This window comes from Allobosea sp. 2KB_26 (assembly GCF_052115715.1).
Classification (GTDB): Bacteria; Pseudomonadota; Alphaproteobacteria; order Rhizobiales; family Beijerinckiaceae; genus Allobosea.
On sequence record NZ_JBFRHE010000032.1, the window covers coordinates 1 to 16,603 of the forward strand.

The following is a 16,603-nucleotide window of genomic DNA, read 5'->3' on the forward strand; positions in this document are numbered from 1 at the left end:
CTACTACGTCGTGGCCCATTTCCACTACGTGCTGTCGCTGGGCGCGGTGTTTGGCCTATTCGCGGGCTTCTACTACTGGTTCCCGAAGATGTCGGGCTATGTGATGCCGGACTGGATCGGCAGGCTGCACTTCTGGGTCGCCTTCTTCGGCGCCAACCTGCTGTTCTTCCCGCAGCATTTCCTTGGCCTTGCCGGCATGCCGCGTCATTACGTTGACTATCCGGATGCCTTCGCCGGCTGGCATTTCTGGTCGTCGATCGGCTCCTACATCTTCGCTGCCGGCCTGCTGATCTTCTTCTATGGCGTCATCGTCGCTTTCACGAAGAAGCAGCTCGCCGGAGACAATCCGTGGGGCGAAGGTGCAACGACGCTGGAATGGACCCTGTCCTCGCCTCCGCCGTTCCACCAGTTCGAGACCCTGCCGCGCATCGTCAGCTCGGACCAGTGGGATCGATAGTTCGTCCACCGGGCGATTTTTCGCATGTCGAAGCATCCGCCCCAAAGCTCTACGTCGGCATCACTCGCGCCCGACACTCGGTGGCGTGGTCTTTGATGGTGAAAGTGCTCTGAAGGCAGCCATTCGCTACGAGCGAGGGGGATTGACGGGCCACGCCGTGTTCTGAGGTCCGAACTCAGCGCTGAAAAGGCAAGCGCTGGCTAAAGCCAAGGGCTCGATCTCAGGATGCCCGCCATCACGCCGCGCAGGAGTTGCGCACGAGAATTGGCGTCGATCTTGGATTTCGCCGCCTCGATATGTGGATGGACCGCGTTGCGCGACAGGCCCAGGGCCATGCCGATCTACGCATCGCTGCAACCCCTTTGCCCCCGTCGGAAATATAGGAGGAGATCATCATGGCTGAGCACACCTCTTCCGGAAGCGCATCCGTCGTCTTGACGGATCTGGACAAGCTGCTGCCCGATATCGAGGCGCTCTACAAGGACGTCCACGCCCACCCGGAATTGTCGATGCGGGAGATGCGAACTGCGGGTCTCGCCGCCGGCAAGCTCAGGAAAGCCGGCTTCGAGGTAACGACTGGCGTGGGTAAGACGGGCGTGGTCGGATTGCTTCGCAACGGCGAGGGGCCGACGGTCATGCTGCGCGCTGACATGGATGCGCTGCCGATCGAGGAGAACACAGGCCTTGCCTACGCCAGCACGGTCACGGGGAAGGACGCCGAGGGCAACACCGTCCCGGTGAGCCATATGTGCGGACATGACATGCATGTCGCCTGGCTGGTCGGTGCGGCGACATTGCTGTCACAGGCGCGCGATGCCTGGAAGGGCACCCTGATGGCCGTCTTCCAGCCGGGCGAGGAAACCGCGCAAGGCGCCCAGGCCATGATCGACGATGGCCTGCTGAAGCGCTTTCCGCAGCCCGATGTCGTGCTCGGCCAGCACGTCATGGTCGGTCCCTCCGGCTCGGTCGCCGGCAGTGCCGGGCCGATAACCTCCGCTGCGGACAGCCTGCAAATCCGCCTGTTCGGGCGCGGCGCGCACGGGTCGATGCCGCAGGCCAGCATCGATCCCGTCATCATGGCGGCCTCCGTCGTGCTGCGTCTCCAGACCATCGTGTCCCGCGAGGTTGCCGCCAACGACGCGGCAGTGGTCACTGTCGGCGTGCTACAGGCAGGAACCAAGGAAAACGTCATCCCCGACGACGCCATCATCAAGCTCAATGTGCGTACGTTCGACGAAGGCGTGCGCAAGCATGTGCTCGCCGCCATCGAGCGGATCGTCAATGCCGAGGCCGAAGCCTCCGGGGCGCCGCGCAAACCGGAGATCACGCCGCTCGACCGCTACCCTTTGAACGTCAACGACGAAGCCGCCAGCAACCGCATCGCCGCAGCGTTTCGCGGCCATTTTTCGCCGGACCGGGTCAAGCACACCGGCCCCGCGCCGGCGAGCGAGGATTTCGGCTGCTTCGGCACCGCGTGGCAGGTGCCTTCGGTGTTCTGGTTCGTGGGTGGCAACGATCCCAAGGTCTATGCACAGGCTAAGGCGGCCGGCAAGCTGAACGAACTGCCGGTCAATCACAGTCCGCAATTCGCGCCCGTCCTCCATCCCACGCTGGCAACAGGCGTCGAGGCACTGGTCGTCGGAGCGCTCGCTTGGCTCGGCCCGAACACAAAATGAACTGTTCTACCCGATTGCATCGCAGATCAGTCTCATCTCAATGCTGTTCGGTGCTTTCGTCCGGATGCGGTAGGATTTCGCAGGCGGACCCGTCATGATCGCCATCGAAACCCTTGTGCGACTTCTCGATCTGGGCGGCACCTTCGTTTTCGCGATCAGCGGGGCGGTTGCCGCAGTCAATCGCCGCCTCGACATTTTCGGTATCCTCGTCCTATCGTTCGTGACGGGGAATTTTGGCGGGATCACTCGCGACCTCCTGATCGGCGCCATCCCGCCTGCCGCTCTGACGGATTGGCGGTACCTGCTGGTCTCAGTCCTGGCCGGGCTCATCACCTTCTTCTGGTATGCCGGCGTCGGCAAGCTGCGTAGCCCCGTCCTCCTGTTCGACGCGGTAGGCCTTTCGTTTTTCGCGGTGGTCGGTGCACAGAAGGCGATCGAGTTCGGACTAAACCCGGTGATGTCAGCGCTTCTGGGCATGCTGACCGGAATCGGCGGAGGCATGACGCGCGATGTTCTGCTTGCGGAGATTCCGCAGGTATTGCGTTCCGATTTGTACGCCGTCGCAGCGCTGACCGCCGCGTCCTTCGTTGTTATCGGCCATGTGCTCGGCGTTTCCTATGGCGTTTCAGCGCTGGCTGGAGCTGCCGTGTGCTTCGGCCTTCGTTTCATGGCGATCAGACGTGGTTGGCATTTGCCGGTCGCTCATCTCTCCGCGCAAGGGCGCGCTGCAATAGATGCTTCGGAGGATGAGAGCGGGCGGTAAGTTTGCCCCTCCAACGGTTTGCCCCCCGGGAGGGAGGGTGAAGCGCGGCCTCGCGTTTCCAATGGCGCGCCATATCTGCCGAGATCGGCCTCTCGCGAGGCCAACTATGCTGCTCCTCACGCCGCAAGCAGCTTGTCGACGGTGATCGGCAGGCTGCGGATGCGTTTGCCCGTCGCGTGATGAATGGCGTTGGCGATGGCCGCCGCCGTGCCGACGACGCCGATCTCGCCCAGCCCCTTCACGCCGATCGGATTGATCTGGTCGTCATGCTCCTCGACAAAGAGGACCTCGATCCCACCGATGTCGGCATTGGCTGGTACATGATACTCGCCGAGGTTCCTGTTCATGAACCGGCCGAAGCGATGGTCGGTCAGCGTCTCCTCGTGCAGGGCCATGCCGATGCCCCAGACCACGCCGCCGATGATCTGGCTGCGCGCCGTCTTGGGGTTGAGGATGCGCCCGGCCGCGATGGCGCTAACCACCCGGGTCACGCGCACGATATTGAGTTGCTCGTCGACATGGACCTCGGCGAAGACGGCCGAATGGGTGTAGGAAGCGCGGCGCAGCGGCGCGATCAGGCCAGGACTGGCTGTTTCCTCGGCCTCGATCCGCTCGACCTGCGCCGCACTCAGGGCATCGACGAATGAGACGGCGCTCGATTGCTCCTGGCGCAACCGAACGAACCCGTCATTGAAGACGACGTCATCGATCCTGGCGCCGGACAGAGGCGATCCTTCGATGGACTTTGCGTGTTTCAGCAGGGTCTCGCACAGCCTTCCGCAGGCCAGCATCACCGCGCTCCCCGAGGAAGCCGCCGTCCAGGAGCCCCCCTGGATCGGGGCTGGTGGGAGCGATGAATCGCCGAGCTTCACGGTCACCGCGTCGAGATCGAGCCCCAGTGCATCGGCCCCGATCTGGCTGAGGATCGTGTAGGTGCCCGTTCCGATATCGGATGTGGCGCAGGCGATCTCGAGCCTGCCGTCGCGCGTCAGCGTCGCGCGGGCGGAGGATTTCATCATCATCGCTTCCCAGACGCCGCTGGCCATGCCCCAGCCCACCAACTCCTTGCCGTTTGTCATCGAGCGCGGCGCCGGCTTGCGCCTGTGCCAGCCGAAGCGGGCGGCGCCTTCGGCATAGCAGGCGCGCAGCTCCTTGGAGGTCAGCGGCTTGTCGTCGTTCTCGTCCCGCGTGGTGTAGTTCCTGAGCCTGAGTTCGATCGGGTCGATGCCGGTGGCAAAGGACAGTTCGTCCATGGCACTTTCCAGCGCGAACAGGCCTGTCGGCGCACCGGGCGCCCGCATGTCGCCGGGCGTAGGAATGTCCAGCTTGGCGAGTTCGTAGGCGAGCTTCGTCGTCTCGCTGTGATAGAGCATGCCCGACCAGTTGACGACGTTCTCCTGATAATCCTCGTAGCCGGAGGTCGCGGCGACCGCATGGTGCTGGAGCGAACGGATATGCCCTTCGGCATCGGCACCGATCGCGACAGAATTGATCGTCTGCGGACGATGCGCATGGCTGAACATCTGGGCCCGGGTCATCTCCACGCGCACGGAGCGCTCAAGTGCGAGCGACGCCATCACCGCGAGGAACAATTGGTGGTGCGGCCGCAGCGCGGAGCCAAAGGCGCCACCGACGAAGGGACAAACCACGCGGACATCCTCGGTTGCCAGGCCGAAGACCGACGTAACATAGCCTTGCGTGTTGAGCGCGCCCTGCGTCTTGTCGTGGACGGTGATCTTGCCGTCGCCCTCCCAGACCACCGTCGTCCCGTGCAGTTCCATCGGATTATGGTGCTCGGTCGGGACGCGGTACTCGGCGCTGACCTTGATCGGGGCGTCTGCGAAGGCAGTTTCCGCGTCGCCTTTCGGATCGGGCGGCCGCGCGATGCCTGCGCGCTTCTTCGGCGGCTCATAGCTGTCCTGGCGGGCGCGCTCGAGATCGGTCTCGTGCGGTTCTCGTTCATAGGACACGCCGACCAGGGAGGCCGCGTCACGGGCGGCCTCGAAGCTCGACGCGACGACCAAGGCTATCGGCTGGTCGCTGTGCTGGATGGTGGCGTCGTGGAGCGGGCGGAGCGGCTTGCCGGGCGGGGCGACCTGGTCCCGGTAGCTGCTGTCGAACCAGGCGGTGTGAGCGCGGTTCTCATGGGTGAAGATCGTCACCACACCCGGCACTGCAAGCGCCGCCTTGAGATCGAAATCGCGGATCTTGCCGCGCGGAATCGCGCTGCCGACGATGCAGCCATGAAGCAGGTCCGGAGCAACGAACTCGGCTGCATAGGTCGCGCGGCCGGTGACCTTGGCTACGCCGTCGACCCGGCTCCGCGGCGAGCCGACATGGGGATCGTTGCTGATCATGGCCGTGCTCCCTCAGGCGATGCGCTTGTCGGATTGCGATTGCGGCGTCCCGGCTGCGGCTTGGGTCAGTGCGCGAATGATGGCGCGGCGCGCGAGCTCGATCTTGAAGGCATTGTGCTCGCGGCCCTGTGCTCCTTCCAGCAGAACGTCCGCCGCCGCGGCGAAGCTCGCATCGTCGGGCTTACGGCCAATCAGCACCTCTTCTGCCTGCGGCCGACGCCAAGGCTTGTGAGCAACGCCGCCAAGTGCCAGCCGCGCATCGCGGATCGCACCGGCACTGCCCATTTCCAGACAGGCCGCGACGGAAACCAACGCGAAGGCATAAGAGAGCCGGTCGCGCAGCTTGAGATAGCTGTGGTGCTCGGCAAAACGTTGCGCCTCGGCGGGCAACTGGATGCCGGTGACGATCTCGCCCGCGCCGAGCGTCGTGTCGCGATCCGGTGAACCGTTCGGCAGCCGATGATAATCCGCCATCGCGATCGTCCGGGTGCCCTGCGGCCCGGCGACATGGACGCTCGCCGAGAGGGCGGCAAGCGCGACGCACATGTCGGAGGGATGGGTTGCGATGCAATCGGTGCTCGCGCCGAGAATGGCATGATTGCGGTTCACGCCCTTGATCGCCGGGCAGCCGCTGCCAGGTTCGCGCTTGTTGCAGGGCAATGCGGCATCGTAAAAATAATGGCAGCGAGTGCGCTGGTTGAGATTGCCGCCCGCCGTCGCGGCGTTACGAAGTTGTGGCGTCGCGCCCGCCAAGATCGCGCTCGACAGCAGCGGGAAAGTCCCGGCGACCAACGGGTGATAGGCGATCGTCGTATTCGAGACGAGCGCCCCCATCAGGATGCCGCCGTCCGGGGTCTCGGCGATCGTATCGAGATCCCCGAGGCGGGTGATGTCGATCAGGCGGTCCGGCTGCTCAACATCATATTTCATCAGATCGAGCAGGTTCGTGCCGCCGGCAATCAGCCTGGCGCCGGGGTCGGCTGCCAGCGCGGCGAGCGCGCCTTCGAGGCTCTCGGCCTGGAGATAGGAGAAGCGGTTCATTCTGCGGCCTCCCGCATGTGCCCTGTCTGCTGGGCGATGACGTCCTCGATGGCGTCGACGATGTTCGGATAGGCGCCACAGCGGCAGATATTCCCGCTCATCAGCTCGCGGATCTCGTCGCGGCTATGGGCGCGGCCTTCGGCGACGAGCGCCACGGCCGAGCAGATCTGTCCCGGCGTGCAATAGCCGCACTGGAATGCATCGCGCTCGATGAAGGCGCGCTGCATGGGATGCAACGCGCCATCCTCTGCCAAGCCCTCGATCGTGGTGATATCGCTGCCGTCCAGCATCACCGCGAGCTTCAGGCACGAATTCATTCGCTCGCCATCGATCAGCACCGTGCACGCGCCGCATTGACCGTGATCGCAGCCCTTCTTGGTCCCGGTCAGCGCGAGATGGTTGCGCAGGAGATCGAGCAAGGTCGTCGCAGCATCGACCTCGATGTGAACGGGCCGGCCATTTAGGCCGAGGGAAATCTCGACTTTTTCGTCGGGAGCGAGCGTGCGGAGTGTCACGGCGATCTCCTTGGGCGCATGGTTCTGGGCGTCGTTCTGGGGGGCGCGAGCGCGCAAGTTCATCTCGACGACAACGGCTCGCGAGCACGATGTGTTCCTTCGAACAGGAACAGTTTGATCCAGCCCTAAGTTCGGCTGCTGCTTCGGGGCGGACCGTGCACCTGACCAACCCTTAAGAGGCCTGCGCGCGGCGACCGAAGCGTCATGGGACAAGGCAGGAAGCAGGCTGGAACCAACCGGCCGGCGCATGGGTTGCAGCCTCGACCGCACTCGAAACGGGAGCTCAAACCATGATGTTCGAAGATCAGATCCGGGAAGGCCTCGAAGTCGTCGGCTCGGACCGCGGCCATGTCGGCACCATCGATGGGCTGGCGGGACAATTGCTCAAATTGAAGAAGAACGATTCCGCATCGGGTGGGACGCACCACTACCTCGATCTCGGGCTCGTCTCCGGCGTCGAGGGAAACACGATCACGCTGCTCGTACCTGCTGCTGAGGCGATGGAGCGATGGTCCGCAGAGAGCGACTAGCTCTGCTTTCTTCGCGCGTTTCTGCACCTCTGCCATCCGGAGAGAGCCATGGCCCAGACCGTTTCGGATTTCATCTGGTCGCGCCTGCACGAGTGGGGAGTGCGACGCGTCTATGGCTATCCCGGCGACGGTATCGGCGGCCTGATGGCAGCGCTGCATCGACGCGAGGACACCATCGAGTTCGTGCAGGTAAGGCATGAGGAGATGGCTGGTCTGATGGCGTCGGGCGAAACGCGCTTCACCGGTAAGGTCAGCGTCTGCATCGCAACCTCGGGGCCCGGCGCCGTTCATCTGCTCAACGGGCTCTATGATGCCAGGCTCGATCACCGCCCTGTCGTCGCCCTGGTCGGCCAGCAGGCGCGCTCGGCGATGGGCTCCCATTACCAGCAGGATCTCGACCTGCAATCGCTTTTCAAAGATGTTGCTGGCGCCTATGTCGAAACCGCTTCGGTGCCAGCACAGGTTCCGCACCTTATCGATCGCGCATTTCGGATCGCGGAGGCTGAGCGGCGGGTTACTTGCGTGATCTTGCCCAATGATCTGCAACTCCTGGCGATGGAGGAGCCTGGCCGCGAGCACGGCATGACCCATTCCGGCGTCGGAACCGAATACTCGCCGGTCGTGCCTGCGCATGCCGCTCTCCAGCGCGCTGCCAATGTCCTGAATGCGGGCGAGAAAGTCGCCATCCTCGTCGGCGCCGGCGCGCTCGGCGCGACCGACGCCGTGCTCGCGACCGCCGAGAGGCTGAAGGCGGGCATCGCCAAGGCCCTCCTCGGCAAGGCGGCCGTTCCGGACGACGTCTCGTTCTGCACGGGATCGATAGGCCTGCTCGGCACCAGGGCGAGTTGGGAAATGATGCAGCACTGCGACACGCTGCTGATGATCGGTTCCGGATTCCCCTATTCCGAATTCCTGCCCAAGGCAGAGCAGGCGCGCGGTGTCCAGATCGACATTGATGCCGGCATGCTCGGCCTGCGCTACCCCATGGAGGTCAATCTGATCGGCGATGCGGCCGCGACTTTGGAAGCGCTGCTGCCGCTCCTCAAGCCCAAGAGGGCGGAGGATTGGCGGGCGACGATCGAGGCGAATGTCAGCGAGGACTGGCAAGAAGCCCGCGAAAGCGCCCTTGTCGAGGCGACGCCGATAAACCCGCAACGCGTCGCGTCGGAATTGTCCGAGCGACTGCCGGAGCGTTGCATCGTCACCGCCGATAGCGGCACCACGACCGTCTGGTACGCGAGGCAGCTCAGGTTCCGACGCGGCATGATGGGCTCGGTCTCGGGAACGCTCGCGACGATGGGCTGTGCCATTCCCTACTCCATCGCCGCCAAGTTTGCGCATCCGGATCGCCCCGCCATCGCGCTAGTCGGCGACGGAGCGATGCAGATGAATGGCATCACCGAGCTCATCACAATCGCCAAATACTGGAAGCGCTGGGCCGATCCTCGTCTCGTGATCATGGTTCTGAACAACCGGGAACTGGCTTTCGTGACATGGGAGGAACGCCTCCAGGCCGGCGATCCGAAATGGCCGGCTAGCCAGGACCTGCCTGACCTGCCCTATGCCGAGATCGCGGCGCTGATGGGCCTGGGTGGTCGCCGGGTCAGTGATCCCGAGCAGGTTGGGCCGGCCTGGGACGAGGCGCTTGCCGCCGACCGGCCTTTCGTCCTCGACATGGTGACCGACCCGAACGTGCCCCCTCTGCCGCCACATATCACCTTCGCGCAGGCACGCGGACTGGCGGGCGCGCTGGCAAGTGGCGATCCGGAGACTGGGAACGTCGTGACCAATACGGCTAAGGCCATGCTCAACTCGCTGATTCCCGGTCGAAAAGAATAGTTCGATCGCTGAACGGGAAGCTTGTCGACGTGGCGAGGAGACGTTCGACAATTACCGAGAGCGACGGAGATGAGACGAAATCGGTTCGGCCAAGTGACCGGCCGCTTCGCGTCCTGATCGTAGCCGGCTCGCAGCCGCGGCTGAACAGTTGCCCGGGGCTCGATTCCAAGGCCAGGGCGCTGATGCACCGAATGATCGGCCATCTGCCGATCGGCTGGCAGGTAGTGAGGATATCGATAACGAACATGGCAAGCCGAAGATCCAGCCGTGCAACGCCTGCGTCAGCTCATCTATGGCGCTCTGTGTCTGGCCCTGCAATTGCTACAACCGGACCTGATCTGGGATTTGCGCCTCTATGAACGTCTCGCGCGGGCCGATGCCTGGGCCTCCATGTTCGATCGGCTCGTCTGCATGAACGGCGGAAACCCCGCCCGGACCTGATCGAGACACGGTGCTCGCCCAGCAGCTAGAACGGTGGGCGTCCTGGGCCGAGCTCAGCAGGAACCATCTGGCGCCTTCGTGGCAGAAAAAAGCCTGATCCCGAACGTTGCGGAAGCCGAGCGCGCAGCGAAATCCACCACAAATCAGACCCTGAAGGGCCCCTCACTCCAGGCGGTTCAAGCCTCCCTGGACTCCTCGTGAGGGGGGCCGCACGCGCCCATCCTTACCGCGTGTCACCCTGCGGCCAATCACGGGCCGCAACACCACCGAAGACCATGCCGCTGACAGCGGGAATCCAGGCCTTGTGACGACCGAGCTCAGGCATTGCGGCCAGGGTGACGGATTTAAGGTCCGGTGCTGCTCGCCGAGTCCGGCTGACAATCACAGCGATGACAGTTGCCGAAAGGGCGAGTAGCAGAAACATTGCTGACACCAAGAGACTGGCCTGCATCGCTCCGACCGATGCAGCAAGCCAAGCGTGAAACGCATTCAAGGCGTAGCTGGCGGCACAGAGGATCAGAAGTGCGGTGACCGCGCGTATAGTCCGTAGACAGTCGCGACCCTTTTCAATCGAGCGCCAATTTCCACCGCCACAATCACGCTGGGCCCCGCGAGCATCGCTATTGCTCCACGCTGAATCCGACGAACAAGCCGATCATCGCCGCAAAACCGAGATCTTGAAGAGGCTTCGCGCGAATTTTGTCGAACATCCGCTGCTGCAAAGCGGCTGCCCGTTCGGTCGCGATCTCAATGGTTCGATCAGTTGCAAATCCGGCATGGCTCAGCCTTTGGCTGGCGGCCCGTTCACCAACCCCCGTCGCCAAAAGCCCGTGCAGCTTCCGCTGCATACGCGTGATTAAGATTAAGCCGAAACGCGACCTTCTCACGATAGGGCACATTTTGCTCCCTCACATAAGTGCGAAACTCAGTTCGTGGTCGCGCCGATTACATCGAAGCTAGAGTTGAATTCCCACCACATCAGTGGCCCAGGCTTCCGTCACTAATGAGCGCGCTGTTGTGCATTCCGCTTACGCGTTGCAGCAGCCTTCTTTGCTGATGCCGAACGCTCGGCGGCAGACCGAGAGCTAGATGCCTTACCACCTATCTCGCCGCCCTTGTGAGCTGCCGGGTGACCTGTTTCCTTTCCCCGACCAGAGCCGCCAGGCTTTTTGCCGCCGCCATCGTCCTTATTGACGGTTGCCCAGGCTCTGCGTTCGGCCTCTTTCTCAGAAACTCCGCGCTTCTCGTAACCCTCAGCGATATGATCGGCTTTGCGTTCCTGTTTGTCGGTGTATTTGGATTTATCACCGCGTGGCATGGGGACCTCCAGAATGTGGGTTGAGCTCGAGAAACGGAACTCGAGCGCGCAGGTTCCAATTCCGAGCTGGAGCCTATCTGCTGACGAGACGGGCTCGTCGTGGGGTGTGACCCCGGTTAGCTTGCAACGCCGGCTTCTTGGGCCAGTTCATGTTAGATCATGATTGAGCCGGCTAGCGCGCAGCAAACTCGGATGGCTGGTGGGTGGACGATCAGGCAGTCGGCAATGAATGCGGGACCACTGTTTGTCAGACTGCGCCTCTCCCCTTACGGTATGGAAATAATCTGGAGAGTAAAATAACCTAGAGAGCAGTTGAGTCTGCGAGTGAAACCGCGCTCAAGAACGGCTGAAGGGCAAGATGGCGCGGCTACCGGAGGGGGGATGCGTTCCCGGGAATCGTCGCGTCATTCGACTGCTTGGAAGCACCGCATTGGTCGGCGTGCTGGCGGCAATGGCTCCGCAAGCGCAGGCGCAAACCTGGAACGGCACGGGATCGGATTTCAACGCCAGTGCGAACTGGACGCCAAGCACCGTGCCGGGATTCGGTAACGTCGCCATCTTTGATGGGACGACGCCGAACAACGACCTCAGCACTTCCTTGAACACGTCTCTAAGCGGGATCACCTATAATTCGGGTGGCAGCCCTTACACCATAATGCTGGGAGATAATCTCCAGCTGTATGGGAACGTCACCAACAACTCGAGCGCAACCCAGGCGATAAGCGTGGGCGGAAACGCTATTTATTTCTACGACGCAAATTCTGGGCAAAATGTAAATTACAGCGTCTCTTCTGGCGGCGAGATTCAATTCAGGGGTAGCTCGGTCGGTGGTTTGTCGCGCTTCAATGTTGGGGGCGGCTCCCAGGTCGCGATATTCGACACGGCAAATGCCGTAGCCTTGGGATCACTCAGCGGCTCGGGACTTATCCGCAACTTCGCCCCGGGTGCCGCCACGTTGATCATCGGCGGTTTGAACGAATCCACGACCTTCTCGGGCGATATTTCTTCCGGCGGCGCTGGCGGCCTGCTCGGCATCACCAAGGTCGGAAGCGGCACGCTGTCACTCACAGGCACGAGCACGTACAGCGGCACGACGACGATCAGTGGCGGCGTTCTCGAAGCTGCCTCATCGGCAGCGTTGGGTAACGGCTTGGCCACGAACACCCTGATCTTCGACGGGGGCACATTGCGCGTCAACGCGGGCGGCACATTCTTCTCGCCACCGACACGCAACGTGTCCGTCAACGCGAGCGGCGGAGTGATCGACAGCAACGGGGCCACGATCGCCATTGACGGTCAGATCACCGGCTCCGGCGCACTGACCAAGGCTGGCACTGGTTCGTTGACACTGAGGGGCGCAAATACGCTCACTGGATCCATCGTCGTAAGTAACGGCACACTTGTCATCGCCAATAGCAGCGCGCTCGGAACGACTGCGGCTGGAACCACCGTGGCAAACGGCGCAACGCTTCAGCTTTCCGGCAATCTCAGTATCGGTTCCGAGGCGTTGAGCCTTGCCGGCGCCAGCGCTGGTGCGCTTGTCAGTTTTGGCAACAATAGCTACGGCGGCCCGATCACGCTGACGAGCGTCGCGAGCATCATCTCACGCTCGGGTTTGCTTACTTTGTCGAATACGATCGGCGGCGGATATGCGCTGATGTTGGGTGGCGACGGCGACGGCATCTCCACCAATGCCATTGCCACGACTGCGCTGGTCAAATTGGGTTTTGGAACCTGGACGCTGTCCGGCGTCAACACTTACAGCGGCGGGACTTCGATCGGCGACGGCGTCCTCAGGATCCAGAATGACTTGGCCCTCGGAGCGACCGCAGGCGGGGCATTCGTCACGAGCGGCGCGGCGCTGGAGCTTCAGGGCACAATCGTCGTAGGCAATGCGCTGTCACTTGCCGGGACGGGTGTCTCCGGCACTGGGGCAGTGCGAAGCGTTTCCGGCTTGAATAGATACAGTGGCGCGATCACGCTGACTTCGGCTTCGCGTATCAATGCCGATGCGGACCAATTCCAGATTTCCGGCGGCATCGCAGGGACAAACCAGAATCTCATCTTCGGCGGAGCCGGCATCGTCAATGTCACTGGTGCGATTGCAACCGGGACAGGCAGCGTGACCAAGGATGGTGCTGGTGAAACCTCGCTATCGGGCGCGAACACCTATACCGGCGCGACCACCGTCAATAACGGCATCCTTCACGTCCTGGGTGGCCAGGCCATCGCCGATAGCGGCGCGGTCGTCGTCAACGCGCCGAGCACGTTTCAGGTCAGCGGTTCGGAGACGATCGGCTCGCTGTCCGGCGCCGGCAAGGTCGTGCTCAATTCCGGGGTGGTCACCTTGACCATTGGCGGGGCCAACACGACCACCACCTATTCCGGCCTGATGTCAGGGGCCGGCGGCCTGGCCAAGACCGGAACCGGACGGCTCGATCTGACCGGCGCCAACACCTATACCGGCGCCACGACGATCAATGGCGGTGAGCTGCGGGTGACCGGCTCGATCGACAGCAGCCTGGGCGGCGTCGCGGTCAATAACGGCGGCACATTGTCGGGCACCGGAACGATCGCCGGCGCGGTGACAGTGAACGCCGGCGGCACACTCGCCGCCGGCCAGAGCCCGGGAACGCTAAGAGTCGGTGCGCTGACGTTGAACTCCGGCGCGATCTCGAACTTCGAACTGAACATGCCGAACGTGGCCGGCGGCACGACCAATGACCGCGTCATCGTCACCGGCAACCTGACGCTCGGTGGCACGCTCAACATCCAGGGCGCGCCGTCGGCCGGCTATTATCGCCTGTTCGATTACGGCGGCGCGGTCGCAGGCTCGTTTGGAACGGTGAATGCGACGGGCTTCACGACCTCCGATGTGCTGACCAATGTCCCCGGACAGGTGAACCTGGCGCTGCGCAATGCCGGGCAGCAGATGCAGTTCTGGGACGGAGGCGACACGACCGGCGCCACTGCAGGCGCCGGCGGTGGCAGTGGCAGCTGGAACAACGCAACCACAGGCTGGACCGGCGATCCGGCCGCCGGCGTCGTCAACGACCAGTGGCGCGGCTCGGTCGCGGTCTTCCAGGGGGCGGCCGGAACCGTGTTCGTCGGCAGCGCGGCCCAGGCGCCAAGCTTCGACACCATCCAGTTCAACACGACCGGCTATCTGCTCACCGGGGGCGAGCTCTCGATCGGTGTCGCCGGCGCGAATGCGGGCAATGCCGCGCTGACCGGCTCGATCATCAATGTGAACGGCGTCAGCGCGACGATCGACTCGGTGATCCAGGACGGAGCCGGAACACGGCTCAACATCGTCGGCGGCGGCGTGCTGACCTTGACCGGGCTGAACACCTATTCCGGCGGGACGATGCTGGGCGGCGGCACGCTCTCGGTTTCCGCCGATGCCAATCTCGGCGCGGCATCGGGCGAGTTGACCTTCGCGGGCGGCACGCTCGCCACGACGGCGAGCTTCGACACCACGCGCGCCCTCGCCTTGACCTCGACCGGTCGCATCGATGTCGCGAGCGGCACGACGCTCGGCCTGCACGGCGCGATCACCGGGGCCGGCGACCTGCTCAAGCAAGGCGCGGGCACGCTGACGCTCACCGGCGCCAATAGCTATGGCAACACCTTGGTGCAGGCGGGAACGCTCGTGGGCACGACGGCAACGATCCGCGGTGCCATCGGCAATGCCGGCACGGTCGTGTTCGATCAGGTGAGCGATGCCGGCTTCGCCGGCATCGTTGGCGGGCTTGCCGGAACCAGCGGCGTGATGGTCAAGCGCGGCACCGGCGCGCTGACGCTGACCGGCTCCTCCTCGCTCGACTGGACGGTCGCGGCGGGCCGCCTGATTTCGGCTTCCAGTCGCTTCGCCGGCAATGTGACGATCACGGCCGGGGCTGGTTTCGAGTTCGCGCAGGCAACCGACGGGGTCTTTGCCGGGACATTCGCGGGCGCTGGCGTTTTCGCCAAGACGGGAACGGGGACAGTGACGCTGACCGGTGACAGCTCCGGCTTTGCCGGCGCGACCACCGTGACGGGCGGCAACCTGATCGTCGGCAAGGGCGGATCCGGCAAGCTCGGCGGCGCTCTCACCATTGCGGCCGGCGGCCTGCTCGGTGGAACCGGGACGATCAGCAGCCCGGGCGCGACCGTCACCATTGCAGCCGGCGCCGTCCATGCGCCCGGCAACTCGATCGGCACGCAGGTGATCGCCGGCAACTACGCCAACCACGGCACGCTGCGGATCGAGGCGACGCCAGCGACGGCCGACAAGCTCGTGGTGGCCGGCGCCGTCGACATCACTGGCGCGACGCTCGACCTGCAATTATCCCCGCCGGTCATCGATGGCTGGAACCCGCGCAACGGTCCCCTCACCATCATCGACAAGCAAAGCGCCGGGGCGGTAACCGGACGTTTCGTCTCGATCACCAATCCGCTCCTCTTCCTCGATCCGACCCTCGACTATGCCGGCGGCGACGGCAATGAGGTCACGCTCCTGCTCGCCCGCAACGACGTCGCCTTCGCCCAGGTCGCCATGACGCGCAACCAGACCGCGACGAGCCGGGCGGTCGACAGCCTGCCGAATATGGGCGCGCTCTGGAAGGCCATCGCCCTGTCCACCGATCCCGACCAGACGCGTCGCGGCTATGACCTTCTCTCCGGCGAAATCCATGCCTCGGCGAAAACCGTGCTGGTCGAGGAGAGCCGCATCCTGCGCGACGCCGCCAATGAGCGGATGCGCGCCGCCTTCGAGACCGCCGGCGCCTCCCGCCTGCCGGTGATGGCCTATACGCCGGACGGCCTGTCCAGGCTCGTCTCCGCCTCCGCCGACGTACCGGTCTTCTGGGGGAACGGCTTCGGCAGCTGGGGCCGCATCGACGGCACCACCAATACCGCGGGAATCGGCAGCTCCACCGGGGGACTGCTCATCGGCGGCGATACGCGGTTCGGCGACTGGCGCCTCGGCCTCCTCGGCGGCTACAGCCGGGCGCGTTTCGATGCGAAAGGACGGCTGTCTTCGGGCGAGACCGACAATTATCATCTCGGCCTCTATGCCGGCCGGCAATGGGGCAGCCTCAGCTTCAGGACCGGCGCAGCCTATAGCTGGCATGATATCGACACCGCGCGCTCGGTCACCTTCCCCGGCTTCTCCGATCGCTTGACCAGCGGCTACCGCGCCGGCACGGCACAGGTCTTCGGCGAGCTGGGCTATGGCCTGCGGGCCGGACAGGTCGCGCTCGAGCCCTTCGCGAACCTGGCCTTCGTCAGCCTGCGCAATGACAGTTTCCGCGAGCTCGGCGGCGAAGCTGCGCTCACCGGATTGGGCAAGGTCACGGCGGTGACATTCTCGACGCTCGGCCTGCGGGCCCAGATGGACTTCACCATCGGCGGCATGCAAGCCAGCGCCAAGGGCATGATCGGCTGGCGTCATGCCTTCGGGGACACCGCCCCCCTGGCGAGCCTCGCCTTCACCGGCTCGAATGTCTTCAGCGTCACCGGTGCGCCGATCGCCGCAAACAGCGCTCTCGTGGAGGCCGGAATCGATCTCGCCCTGAGCGACGCCATCCACATCGGCGCCTCCTATACCGGCCAGCTTGCCGCGGACGCGCAGGATCACAGTTTCAAGGCCAATCTCGCCGTGAGGTTCTGACGCGCTCGGAACC

General features: G+C 64.0%; 13 protein-coding genes. 7 read left to right on the forward strand and 6 right to left on the reverse strand.

The annotated features are described in order from the left end of the window. A partial coding sequence (locus AB4099_RS33825; RefSeq protein ID WP_441481310.1) for a cbb3-type cytochrome c oxidase subunit I occupies positions 1–457 on the forward strand: 457 nt, incomplete at its 5' end. Positions 458–852: 395 nt separating this feature from the next. Continuing rightward, positions 853–2,133, forward strand: coding sequence for a M20 family metallopeptidase (locus AB4099_RS33830; protein ID WP_441481311.1), 1,281 nt, complete (start codon positions 853–855; stop codon positions 2,131–2,133). 37 nt (positions 2,134–2,170) lie between these two features. Here the strand turns inward: AB4099_RS33830 and AB4099_RS33835 are convergent, their stop codons facing one another. Next, positions 2,171–2,314, reverse strand: a complete 144-nt coding sequence (locus AB4099_RS33835) for a hypothetical protein (RefSeq protein ID WP_441481332.1) — start codon at positions 2,312–2,314, stop codon at positions 2,171–2,173. Between AB4099_RS33835 and AB4099_RS33840 the strand changes: the two genes are divergently transcribed. After that, positions 2,249–2,896 (forward strand): trimeric intracellular cation channel family protein, encoded by a 648-nt coding sequence (locus AB4099_RS33840; RefSeq protein ID WP_441481333.1) that lies wholly within the window; start codon positions 2,249–2,251, stop codon positions 2,894–2,896. The two genes, AB4099_RS33835 and AB4099_RS33840, sit on opposite strands and share 66 nt — an antisense overlap. A 116-nt stretch (positions 2,897–3,012) precedes the next feature. Here the strand turns inward: AB4099_RS33840 and AB4099_RS33845 are convergent, their stop codons facing one another. From AB4099_RS33845 to AB4099_RS33855, 3 genes are read right to left on the reverse strand one after another with little or no spacing between them, the layout of a single operon-like run. Then, positions 3,013–5,253: a xanthine dehydrogenase family protein molybdopterin-binding subunit gene (locus tag AB4099_RS33845; protein ID WP_441481312.1), complete on the reverse strand. Its 2,241-nt coding sequence runs from the start codon at positions 5,251–5,253 to the stop codon at positions 3,013–3,015. 12 nt (positions 5,254–5,265) lie between these two features. Further along, positions 5,266–6,294 (reverse strand): FAD binding domain-containing protein, encoded by a 1,029-nt coding sequence (locus AB4099_RS33850; RefSeq protein ID WP_441481313.1) that lies wholly within the window; start codon positions 6,292–6,294, stop codon positions 5,266–5,268. Beyond that, a complete protein-coding gene (locus AB4099_RS33855) occupies positions 6,291–6,872 on the reverse strand; it encodes a (2Fe-2S)-binding protein (RefSeq protein WP_441481314.1) in 582 nt (193 codons plus the stop codon). The genes AB4099_RS33850 and AB4099_RS33855 overlap by 4 nt, the downstream gene beginning before the upstream one ends. Before the next feature lie 227 nt (positions 6,873–7,099). On the opposite strand from AB4099_RS33855, the gene AB4099_RS33860 reads away from it, so the two are divergent. The 3 genes from AB4099_RS33860 to AB4099_RS33870 all read left to right on the forward strand — a co-directional run bounded on the left by AB4099_RS33860 (position 7,100) and on the right by AB4099_RS33870 (position 9,619). Beyond that, positions 7,100–7,339 carry a DUF2171 domain-containing protein gene (locus AB4099_RS33860; protein WP_441481315.1) on the forward strand — a complete coding sequence of 80 codons (240 nt, stop codon included), beginning with the start codon at positions 7,100–7,102 and terminating at the stop codon, positions 7,337–7,339. 48 nt (positions 7,340–7,387) lie between these two features. Next, complete coding sequence (locus AB4099_RS33865) at positions 7,388–9,178, forward strand: thiamine pyrophosphate-requiring protein (RefSeq protein WP_441481316.1); 1,791 nt, start codon at positions 7,388–7,390, stop codon at positions 9,176–9,178. 267 nt (positions 9,179–9,445) lie between these two features. After that, on the forward strand, positions 9,446–9,619 hold the full coding sequence (locus AB4099_RS33870; RefSeq protein ID WP_441481317.1) for a hypothetical protein: 174 nt from the start codon (positions 9,446–9,448) through the stop codon (positions 9,617–9,619). A 620-nt stretch (positions 9,620–10,239) separates the two neighbouring features. Here the strand turns inward: AB4099_RS33870 and AB4099_RS33875 are convergent. Continuing rightward, complete coding sequence (locus AB4099_RS33875; protein WP_441481318.1) at positions 10,240–10,467, reverse strand: hypothetical protein; 228 nt, start codon at positions 10,465–10,467, stop codon at positions 10,240–10,242. 152 nt (positions 10,468–10,619) lie between these two features. Continuing rightward, on the reverse strand, positions 10,620–10,937 hold the full coding sequence (locus AB4099_RS33880; protein ID WP_441481319.1) for a plasmid stabilization protein: 318 nt from the start codon (positions 10,935–10,937) through the stop codon (positions 10,620–10,622). An 898-nt stretch (positions 10,938–11,835) separates the two neighbouring features. On the opposite strand from AB4099_RS33880, the gene AB4099_RS33885 reads away from it, so the two are divergent. After that, complete coding sequence (locus AB4099_RS33885) at positions 11,836–16,590, forward strand: autotransporter outer membrane beta-barrel domain-containing protein (RefSeq protein ID WP_441481320.1); 4,755 nt, start codon at positions 11,836–11,838, stop codon at positions 16,588–16,590. The last annotated feature ends 13 nt before the right edge of the window (positions 16,591–16,603 follow it).